Source organism: Paenibacillus sp. Y951 (genome assembly GCF_056786395.1).
Genome location: NZ_JBXCIY010000012.1, coordinates 111,378 through 122,090 on the forward strand (window position 1 = coordinate 111,378; position 10,713 = coordinate 122,090).

Here is a 10,713-nt window from a genome sequence, read left to right on the forward strand (position 1 = left end):
AATGCAGTTCTATTTTACTAGAGCTACAATTTTTTGCGCGCCATCTGCCATGGAATCAGCCGCAACAATATTCAGACCAGATTCATTAAGAATCTGCTTTCCTAGTTCCACATTCGTTCCTTCTAAGCGAACAACAAGTGGACGATCTAGGCCGATTTGCTTAGCAGCTTCAACCACACCGTTTGCGATAACATCACAACGCATAATGCCGCCAAAAATGTTCACGAAAATACCTTTAACTTTTTCATCAGACAGAATAATTTTGAATGCTTCAGTTACTTTTTCAGTAGTTGCACCGCCCCCTACATCTAGGAAGTTAGCCGGGTCTCCACCGTAATGTTTAATAATATCCATTGTCGCCATCGCAAGTCCTGCACCATTAACCATACAGCCGATGTCGCCATCAAGTGCAATATAGCTAAGGTCATACTTGGAAGCTTCAATTTCCTTAGAATCTTCTTCTTCAAGATCGCGAAGTTCTAAAATATCTTTGTGACGATACAAAGCGTTGGAATCGAAATTCAATTTCGCATCCAATGCCATAACATTGCCATCACCAGTTACAACTAGAGGGTTAATTTCGGCAATAGAGCAATCTTTTTCCACGAAAGCGCTATATAAACTTAGCATAAATTTCGCTGCTTTGTTAACTAGCTCGTTCGGAATATTGATTGCATATGCTAATTTGCGAGCTTGGAAAGCTTGCAAACCAATTGCTGGATCAACCACTTCTTTGAAAATTTTCTCTGGATTACTGGCAGCAACCTCTTCAATCTCAGTACCGCCTTCTTCTGATGCCATAAATGTTACGCGACCTGTCGTACGATCAAGAACTACACCAACGTAGTACTCTTTCTTGATGTCACAGCCTTCTTCAATTAGAAGACGCTTAACTTCTTTACCTTCTGGACCAGTTTGATGAGTAACTAGCACCTTGCCTAAAATTTCACTTGCATAAGCTCTAACTTCGTCAAGATTTTTTGCTACTTTAACTCCACCGGCTTTACCGCGGCCACCTGCATGAATTTGGGCTTTAACGACAATTACCGAAGTCCCTAGCTCTTGCGCAGCTTGTACAGCTTCATCAACTGTGAAAGCTACTTTCCCTTTGGGAACGGATACACCATATTGTTGAAGCAGAGCTTTACCTTGATACTCATGGATATTCATGTTGAAATCCTCCATTCACTGACTATGACAGTAATATGTACAAAGAAACTGCTTACATTGTAACATCTTTCTCAAGGATAAGCTTCTCTTTGTGAAAAAAGAGTGAGCTTATTTTGCTATCAGTATGATCTCTTTTTGATATCAGTGCATTTTTCTTACTTTATATGCTATTTCTTATTCATTTTTCATAATATAATTACATGATTTTTACTTATTAATTAGATTTAGCTAGAACATACTCGTTGCAACTGAAGCTCTATAAGCGGTTTCGCCGCATTCTGAGCTCTTGGGCTTAAATTTTTGTGTCTATTACGCGAAAAGTAGCATCCTGACTTCCTATTAACCTTTAATTGACAAATTCTGATATGCTACTTATTATTATGTTAATAGATAACTTGAGGAAGCACCTCCAATCTAACCATTGGGGGTGCTTTTTGTGTATACATCGCTTGCTAGTGCTATTGTTATCGGGGTCAATGGACGCGGTATAACGGTCGAAGTCGATATTACAAGCGGAATTCCGCAAATCAGCGTGGTCGGATTACCAGACTCCGCGATCCGGGAATCGGTCGAGCGCGTTAGATCAGCTATTCGCAATAGTAATTATCAGTTTCCTTTAGAAAGAATAACGATCAATCTCGCACCTGCTGATCTTAGAAAAGAAGGTGCTGGGCTAGATCTAGCTATTGCCGCAGGCATACTGAAAGCATCAAAGCAAATTAAATGCGAACTAGCAGCAACATTAGTTGTCGGTGAATTATCGCTCGACGGACATATCAGACCAGTACACGGCATTCTTGCTATGCTTGAATATGCCAAGGCAGCAGGTATTACACAAATCATACTGCCTCGTTTCAATACTGATGAAGCTTCACTTATTTCTGGACTGCGGCTATGTCCCATTACTAATTTACGAGAATTAGAGAACATTAATTATATACCATCTGCAGAATTACTAGCTTTGCATGAGCAAGAACGAAGTCTAGCTTCATCTACTGGAATCCATAAGCAAGATATTGATATTAGTGATGTGGTAGGACAACAAGAAGCAAAGCGTGCATTATTAATTGCAGCTGCAGGGCGCCATAATATTATTGTATCGGGTCCTCCCGGCGTTGGTAAAACGATGTTGATCCGGCGATTACCAAGTATTATGCCACCGCTACAAGAAGCTGAAGCACTTGAAGTTACCAAAATTTACAGTGTTGCAGGTAAATTATTACCGAACACCGCTGGCTTCATTAGCGCTCCGCCATTCCGTTCTCCGCATCATTCTATTTCAGTCGCTACTGTTACAAATAGGGTGAAGATAATTCTTCAGTAGTTGAGCCACCAAGATTATATTTTTTAATGTCTTTCTGTGCCATATCCTCATATATCTGTGATTCAACTTTATCAATAAAGCTCCATTCAATGTTAATAACTTTTGGATTATTTGGATCAATGTCAGGATGATCAATTGTCATATCAAAGGTGTAGGCATTTATACAGGTAATAATCTTCCTTAAATTTGCGTTAGTAATGTTGTTTTCGTCAAAGAGTTCTATATACTTAACAAATTGATCAAACTTTAACTTAGCTTCTTCAATTTGCTTGTCTATAGTCAACAGCTTATCTTTTTCAGACTTGGCTTCCCTCAACTCAGACTGTAATTCTTTATTCTTAATACCAAACTCCTCTTTTTCAATAATGCCTTCACTTAACAGCTCAAATATTAGTTTAATTTTTTTATTCAACTTTTCTATTGTGTCTTCAACATCTGACTTCTCTTGTTCTTCATTTTCATTATTAATATAAGTGTAGATGTAGTTGTCTAAAGTTATCTTGTGATTCTCTTTCTTAAACTTAGCAACCTCACCTTTAATAAAGGTTAATAGATACTCCTCAGGATGACTATTATTATATTTGCATTTTGCGCTACCATACATGTCATTCTGAGTACAACGCCACTCATATCCTAAGTCTTTACTTGTGCCATCTTTTCTTACATAAGCCTTACGTTTCTTTCTCTTCATAGATGAGCCACAGTTGAAACAATAGAGAAGATTACTGAGTACATGTTGATTACTATGTCTTCCAGTTACATTTATCCTCTTAGTTTTAATGATTGGATTCCCTTCATCATCTGCATACTTGTCTTCGTGATGAGAGATATGACCAAATTGTTTTAAGCGCTTCTGTTTCTCTATTTGTACTAAAGAAAACAACTCACTATCTATTATAATCAGCTCATCTAACTGATGCTTAATCCAGTCCTCCTCATCGATTGCTATGCGTTTATCTCTATTAACATCAACAACCTGTGTCATATGCTGTATTTGTAACCCTTTGTATATAGTATTGTCTAGTATGCGTGATATTTGTGTCTGACTCCACAGTTTACCCTTTTTAGTATGTATATTCTGAGCGTTGAGGTAACGAACTATCTTTCCTGTACCGTTGCTCTCATGATAGTACTTGTGATAAATTTGCTTAACAATCTCAGCTTCTTGTTCATTAATAACTAGATAACCATCTACAATATTATAGCCAAATGGTGCATGACCAGTGAATTTTCCCGCTTGCTGTGCTTTCCTGATGCCAAATTGAGTAATATAAGACTTGTTATTTGAGTCTTCTTGAGCTAATGAAGAAAATAGGTTAATCATAAACTCCTTAGAGTTATCTAATGAGCTAACTTTCAAATCTAAGAAATAAACACCAATATCTAGCTCTTTCAAATCTTTAATTACTCTAGCAGTATCTTCCACATTTCTAGCAAATCGAGATACACTTTTTGTTATGATAATATCAAATTTTTTAGCTTTAGCATCAATCATCATTTGCTTAAACGCTTCACGCTTTTTAACTGACTTACCACTAATACCTTCATCTGCATATCCACCTGATAAAACACTAAACGTCTTATCTCTACGGTATAAGACCCCACAGTCTACTTTTTTATATCCTTCTTCCTTAATATATTTCTCGAAAAATTCCATCTGATTAACTATTGAGTTCTTCTGATCTTCACTATCAGTTGATACCCTTGCATAGAATACGGCTCTCATCAAATACCTCCACCCTACAATTTAACGACGTATTTGTTATAAATATACCATACTCCTTGCTTACATTCAATACAATTTATACATACACAGGCTCACTAATCACAATTTGACCAATGAGCCTGTATTAATACAGAGAATCAACTAACTCTCAATGCAATAGCAACTGTTCGCCATCCTTCAGCAGTCATCTTTGGATTACTGATTGTTTTATTGATAAATTCAGCTCCAAACTCCGATACGAACCATTTAGGAGGATATATTAATTCCAAATCTTTTTCTAATGCTTCTATTCGTTTTAGTAACTCATTCATCTCTACATCATCCTTTACATCGCTACTATTTTCACTCACATAATCAACTCCAAAGTATTCACATATACCTATAGCAATCTCTAGAGCACACTCTTCACGATATGATTGTGACATAAGTAATTCAGCTTCTTTTAACTCATCCATGAATGCACATTCTACTAAACACGCTGGCATATTCGATTCCCTTGTCATGTGTAAATTTGCAGATTTAACACCACGATCTCTCAGCGGAGTTCCCTTTACTAAATGTTTATGTATAATCTTTGCAAGTTTCTCATCTGTTCGCTTAGTCCAAAGAGTTTCAATGCCATTGGCTGCACCCCATTGACCAGTAAAAGCGTTAGCATGAACACTAATTATAATGTCTGCGGAACGATTAAATGAATTCTTAAGTGTATTGTTTGCAAGTTTTGTTCTAGTTGTCAACGGTGTATCACTGTCTGTTGGGGCTGTAAGTAATGTTTCAAAACCACATCCAATTAAATGTGCATTAAGCAATCGAACAACTTCTTTATTAAAGTGATTCTCTTTCATGTGTTGTCCTGCATACTTATGTCCTGATGGAAACACTGGAGTTCTTTTTCCTGCTGTCTCCATCCCATGCCCGTCATCAAGAGCAATTAGATATTTTCGTGTCAAAGTAAAACCTTCTCCTTTCGATTGGGCGCAAAGTTGCGCTTAGTTCAATGTGGACAATTTTGTCCACATTAACTCATTTCCAAATTACAAATCGATTAGTAATTTGGAAAATTGGAAACGGACAACGCTAAAAGACCACAAATCCTAATAGGAAATGTGGTCTTTACTAAGTAGTTAATTATCAGCATAGTTTACTTAAATTTAATTTCCGTTAAACCTTCATTTACTGCTTCATCAACATATCTTGCAAACTTCTTACTATCGGAACCATTAATAAAACTAAACCCACAATTCTCGCAAGAGTAAACTGGGACATTAAAAACTGTAACTTTTTTATCTCCCACTCGACCTAGTTTAGCTTTATAGTGTAAGTTTGCTCCTGCTCCACACATACATTTTGCTTTAACTGTAGTCATTATAGTCTCCTTACGATCAATTGTTGCGCTGTAGTCCATGTTAGTCCCTCCTTATAGTATATGTAATAAACCAAAAGAATATACCTTATATAATAGTTACTGCTAAAACAAAATTATTATGATCTTCGATGAACGCTATCGAAACCTCACCTTTATTCCCATCTACTTTTAGTCCGATTACAGTAAATGTGAATTTTGGTAAAGTAGTTTCCAATCTAGGTTGAAAACTTAGTTTAGCCTTTCTTACACTCTGCGATTTTCGTATGACGCTTACGATGTCATCATATACTTCTTGAATCCGATCTCTGTACCATCCACGTTTTCTTAATACATCAGGATTTGAAGCGTGATCATCTTGTATGTGTTCAGATATTACAATCAAATTTTCTCCGAGAGGGTCATTAGACATGTTAACTCTATTCTGAATTTCCTTGAGTATCGAATTAGTTTGATCCTGTGTAAGTGAAGCTATATCAACTCCATCTTTACGAATATATTCTGCTTTTCTACGGAGTACGGTTGCTGTCAAGGTATTAAATTGCTCTTCTGTTAAATTGATTACATCCTCAGTTTGAATCGTGAATGTTATTCCATCACTGGTTGTTACAGATGAAAATGTTTCAATCTCCATTTCTGTTAACTCAAAATTATCTAATGATCTAATCTCACTCAATACTTTACCTCCGTAATAAATTATTGCTAAGAATATATTCCACGAAGACCGCCCACGAGGGGCTTCCTTATATAAATTTTACCATAAAACTCTGTTTAAAGATAGATATTTTCTACTTGAGAAGGACGATGTTCGACTTGAGACAGAAACTCCATTTTTAAAGATGAATATAAAACCGATGAGTTTGCCGACATATATCTTGATATATTCACTCTATTTTTTGGGTGCTTCAGTAATCCAGCAACGCTCGTTAGCAAACTCATAACTGTAACAAGCAATATAGCGCCTCTTACAATAACCCAATCAACTTCGTTGAATACTGCTATCACACCATTTGTTGTCTGTGCTTCTATCTTGATTGCTCAAATAGACTCTATCTTAAACCAGTGTCTATTCCTTTATTCTTCTCCATCCACTGCTTGTACAATTGATGTGATAGAACTGCTACTGCTGCTACTAATACGCCTTGAATAACACCTTCAGCTACAACAGGTAGAATAACGACTCCTGCAATAATACCTAATACAATTAAAATATACGGTACTAACCACGTAGGTACTTTTGGTGTATCCTTAAGCAAATATCCAATGAATACTAAAGCAGGTATTACGATCAACATTCCACCACTAATATATTGCACTAAATATTGATACACTTGACTATCCAATAAAAACTCCATTTTATAATCTCCTTTTCTGTGAATTATTTTTCTAATGCATCAATCCGCTTATGTGCTGATTTATTAGACTCCTCTACGATTACAATTCGTTCAGAATACTTTTCAAACTTTTCATCATATTTTTGCCCTTGTAATTTATAGTCAACACGTAAGTCATCCACTCCACGTTTGATATATTCGATACCTAGATCAAGAGATGCATCCCTCTTGCCATCGTTATGAGCTTCACTTTTAGTTTGCTTTGCTTTACCTAACCAACCCAATGCAATACCACTAATTGTTCCTAGTAGTCCTACAATAACGATTACAGTTGATAGTTCCATATTTCTATCACTCTCCCTTTCTTAAAATTTTCACGACAAAAAAGAGCACTCATAATGAATGCCCTCTGTGTCGCAGTTTGGTCCTTATTTGACGTAGCTCATTCCGCGATAAAGCCTGTGCAGTATCTTCGTAACTAGTATTCCGAATAAAACCCCCGCTGAATCAATGAGAACATCGTATATTCTTCCGTCACGTCCAAAATATAGCTGTAAGAACTCAGTGAGAACAGCAAATATAACCGAAATTAAAATACTACTGATTACGCTTTTATTATGCCAGTATAACAAGATCACTAGCATGGCAAAACCTAAAAAATGTCCAATCTTCTGAACAATAAATCGAGAAGAGTAGATTAAAGCTGCATTGGTAAGTTCGTGAAAGTTAGGATTTGATGACCAGTGAAACACTGGCATCTCACCAGCTTTCCAAAATTGAGAATTGGACGCACAAGTAAAAATGAATAATATAATTCCCCATAAAATAATCAAAACCGTCCGCATTAAACTAACCATACTTTCTAAATGAGTGTTTTCAGTATTGCAGAACATTACGAATAAATCCAACTCTAATTCACTACATCCATAAATGATTATCAGTACACATTAATACATACTATATTACACTATTACGCACTGCGGCCCCACTATGCAACTTCTCTCACAATTTCTTTTTGGGAATTTTCACCTTTCTACCCAATAGAATGCTTGGCTGTTCTACAAAGCGCCAGGAAAGATAAGCAACAAGGTAAGTAATTAATAAAGATATCAAAAAAACGATAGTCATAGAAACAATTCCGCTTAGTAAGTGGCTAATAACTATTAGTACTACGCAATGGTATAAATATAAACTGTAAGAAATTTTTCCATTGAAAATAATAAATTTACTTCTGAGAACCTTCGAAATTCTTCGAGAAGAGAGAGCCACTATTATGAAGATACAAACACCTAAAGCAACACCCCAATCCTCGACAACCATCATAAAATCTGTTGGTATGATTCGAACAGCTTTCGAGTAGGTGTAAGCTAAAATCCCTAAAATAACAAGAAACATTTTTTTCTTTACAGTCAGTTTATTAAAAACCGTAATCATTATTTCTCTGTACTTGGCAAGTAAAGCGCCGATGATAAACATTGATATGAAATTTAGAGTATCTAAAAATGAATTTTGCCAACCTAATGATTTTTCTAAATCAAAAACATAATTCAATCCTGTTATACTACTTAAAATCAAGCCAATAATTAATAGCGATATCGGTTTGAATCTAATTATTAGTAGAATAAGAAATGGAAAAATTATTGATATCCTCATTTCCTGGGTTAAAGACCAAACCACAGGATTAATACCGCTTGTGTTGAAGTTCCCAATTAATAACATATGCTGCAGGACAGTTTCTAACGTTAAAGGCTCAGTCCACTTTTCGCCTAACCAATTTGTAATTCCCTCAATTCCACCTCTAAATAAAATCAAGTAAATCGAAAAAGTGACAACCAACGATACTAGGTACGGTAAGTAAATCCTTATAATACGTTTTTTGATATATACCGGGTAGGTACTGTTTTTACCATTAAAAAAAGGCAAAGACAAGACAAATCCGCTCAAGATAAAAAAGAAAATAACCGCTTCATTACCTGCCCAAAAGAAACGAAACGGTGTGAAATTCAACATTTTTGGAAATTCATTTAACATTAAGATCATGTGAGAAAAAACAACAGTCAGAGCAGCTATGCCTCGCATTGCATCTAATTCTTCATACCTTTTCACTTTATAGACCCCTTAATTTAATAATTTATACTAATTATTAAATTATCATCTACAAAGTGAAGATTGTCTATATTTTTTTGAAGTTTTACACTATTACCCCCATAGCATCTAACCAATTTGTTCCCTCCCACCATATTATTTTCTTTAGATTTATGTCTACATATATATCCCCTGTTCTTGGATTAGTCGGTCTTCCTGTGGTAAATCCAGTTTTTATTCCTAACTGCTCCCCATCTGTAGTAGATGTTGGGGCACTATTTTTTGTTCGAATAATACCGTTACTGTCTATCCAAATTCTATTGTTTCCAATAGAAAGTACATTTTCATCCCACTCACTTTTGGAAATGTACAAGCCATTTAAAACTAAACCTCTCGAATGATAGTTCATATTTAGAGAGGGTTCTCCGGTTCCATCGCCAAAAGATATTCTACCTAAGGTATGTGAAATCCTAATTCGAGGAAAAATATCTGTATCTTTTTTCATTTCCGAATTATTTTCGGTTACTTGCCATACAAAATTAGCTGTGCCTTGGTCAAAAGCATCGTCATTTAGGCCGACTATTCTTAGTATCGCTGAGTTTGTTCCATATCGGTTTTGAAGAGTTTGCAAAGCCCTTGACTCAGAACCAACTTGAATTGTTTTATTGTTAGAAACAATTGAGTTCCATGTCGCTCCTTCTTCTTGCTCAACTTGCAAAACTCTAAGACCGTATCCGTACAAAAATGTATTTTCTCTTGATTTATGAATAGTAGAGGATCGAAATATTACCCTCCTTCGTGCGCCATCATTTGTTGTCCCTTCATATCTCCCTTGTAAAAACGTATTGTTATTGCCTAAAATGTCAGCGGTGTAGTACGGTGTTAAACCCTCCATACTTGGTTTTAAAAACAGATTATTATTTGGCATGTATCCGTTCGGGTCGAACATATCAATTTTCACATGACATGCTCCCAATACATCTTCACCAGAATCACTAAAATGGCTGAATCGGCCTCCTATGAACAGGTTTTCGTTCACCCATCCAGTTATATTACCAGGCTTAATTAATAAGTTAACTTTATTGTTTTCTAGATGTTTTATTGTTATTTCATTGTATACATTACCAGTTCCATACGCAGTCATTAACAGGCCGACTCCAAAATTAGTAATTTTCGCAATATTTACTTGTGATTCAAATAAATTTATAATTTTTATACCAACATCATCTTGCCATACACGATTTCCCTTATAAACATTTGGAAGTAGAATTGTTTTTGCTTTTAACCTATCTTCTTCTGTTCCAATCTGTATGGCTAATCTATCCCCAGTATATATAAAACTAGCTCCTGATAAATCTGCATCACATGTGATTGAGATAGTATTGGTTATTTTATATGTTCCTATTGCAAATAATTTTTTGTTATTCTGCGTGCAGTATTCATTCGCTTCCTGTATTGCAATATACGAGTCAAATATACCTCCTTCGATCGCACCAAAGTTTTTTATATCTATCGCAATATCCGCCAACTGCGACGTTGTGTCATTCTTAAAAGTATCAAATTCAGTAGTCTGTGATAGTATAGCTTCTTTATTTTCGTTCAAAGCAATATCAATTGTATCCATATTGCCATTATCATGTTGAATGTTATAATTATCAGTGCCATCTGGTTTATTTAAATTATAATTTGTCGTGTGTTTCATTTTTCCGCT

The 10,713-nt window shown here is 35.6% G+C and carries 11 protein-coding genes; 1 reads left to right on the forward strand and 10 read right to left on the reverse strand.

The window, feature by feature from the left end; all coding sequences use genetic code 11:
* Positions 1–9: 9 nt before the first annotated feature.
* Positions 10–1,170 carry an ADP-forming succinate--CoA ligase subunit beta gene (gene sucC / locus AC1TPB_RS17070; RefSeq protein ID WP_482077601.1) on the reverse strand — a complete coding sequence of 387 codons (1,161 nt, stop codon included), beginning with the start codon at positions 1,168–1,170 and terminating at the stop codon, positions 10–12.
* Positions 1,171–1,606: 436 nt separating this feature from the next.
* On the opposite strand from sucC, the gene AC1TPB_RS17075 reads away from it, so the two are divergent.
* Positions 1,607–2,494: a magnesium chelatase domain-containing protein gene (locus AC1TPB_RS17075; protein ID WP_482077602.1), complete on the forward strand. Its 888-nt coding sequence runs from the start codon at positions 1,607–1,609 to the stop codon at positions 2,492–2,494.
* On the opposite strand, the gene AC1TPB_RS17080 is transcribed toward AC1TPB_RS17075, so the two are convergent.
* The 9 genes from AC1TPB_RS17080 to AC1TPB_RS17120 form a co-directional block, all read right to left on the reverse strand.
* Positions 2,463–4,220, reverse strand: coding sequence for a recombinase family protein (locus AC1TPB_RS17080; RefSeq protein WP_482077603.1), 1,758 nt, complete (start codon positions 4,218–4,220; stop codon positions 2,463–2,465). The two genes, AC1TPB_RS17075 and AC1TPB_RS17080, sit on opposite strands and share 32 nt — an antisense overlap.
* A 137-nt stretch (positions 4,221–4,357) precedes the next feature.
* Positions 4,358–5,170 (reverse strand): N-acetylmuramoyl-L-alanine amidase family protein, encoded by an 813-nt coding sequence (locus tag AC1TPB_RS17085; RefSeq protein WP_482077604.1) that lies wholly within the window; start codon positions 5,168–5,170, stop codon positions 4,358–4,360.
* A gap of 191 nt (positions 5,171–5,361) precedes the next feature.
* A complete protein-coding gene (locus tag AC1TPB_RS17090; RefSeq protein ID WP_482077605.1) occupies positions 5,362–5,625 on the reverse strand; it encodes a hypothetical protein in 264 nt (87 codons plus the stop codon).
* 46 nt (positions 5,626–5,671) lie between these two features.
* On the reverse strand, positions 5,672–6,259 hold the full coding sequence (locus tag AC1TPB_RS17095; protein ID WP_482077606.1) for a hypothetical protein: 588 nt from the start codon (positions 6,257–6,259) through the stop codon (positions 5,672–5,674).
* Between the two features lie 373 nt (positions 6,260–6,632).
* The gene (locus AC1TPB_RS17100) at positions 6,633–6,938 is read right to left on the reverse strand and encodes a phage holin family protein (RefSeq protein ID WP_482077607.1); all 306 of its coding nucleotides are present in this window, start codon (positions 6,936–6,938) and stop codon (positions 6,633–6,635) included.
* A gap of 23 nt (positions 6,939–6,961) precedes the next feature.
* Positions 6,962–7,261 carry a hypothetical protein gene (locus tag AC1TPB_RS17105; RefSeq protein ID WP_482077608.1) on the reverse strand — a complete coding sequence of 100 codons (300 nt, stop codon included), beginning with the start codon at positions 7,259–7,261 and terminating at the stop codon, positions 6,962–6,964.
* Positions 7,262–7,345: 84 nt separating this feature from the next.
* Positions 7,346–7,810, reverse strand: a complete 465-nt coding sequence (locus tag AC1TPB_RS17110) for a VanZ family protein (RefSeq protein ID WP_482077661.1) — start codon at positions 7,808–7,810, stop codon at positions 7,346–7,348.
* 109 nt (positions 7,811–7,919) lie between these two features.
* Positions 7,920–9,023: an acyltransferase family protein gene (locus tag AC1TPB_RS17115; RefSeq protein ID WP_482077609.1), complete on the reverse strand. Its 1,104-nt coding sequence runs from the start codon at positions 9,021–9,023 to the stop codon at positions 7,920–7,922.
* Positions 9,024–9,108: 85 nt separating this feature from the next.
* Positions 9,109–10,704, reverse strand: coding sequence for a hypothetical protein (locus AC1TPB_RS17120; RefSeq protein WP_482077610.1), 1,596 nt, complete (start codon positions 10,702–10,704; stop codon positions 9,109–9,111).
* Positions 10,705–10,713 lie beyond the last annotated feature (9 nt).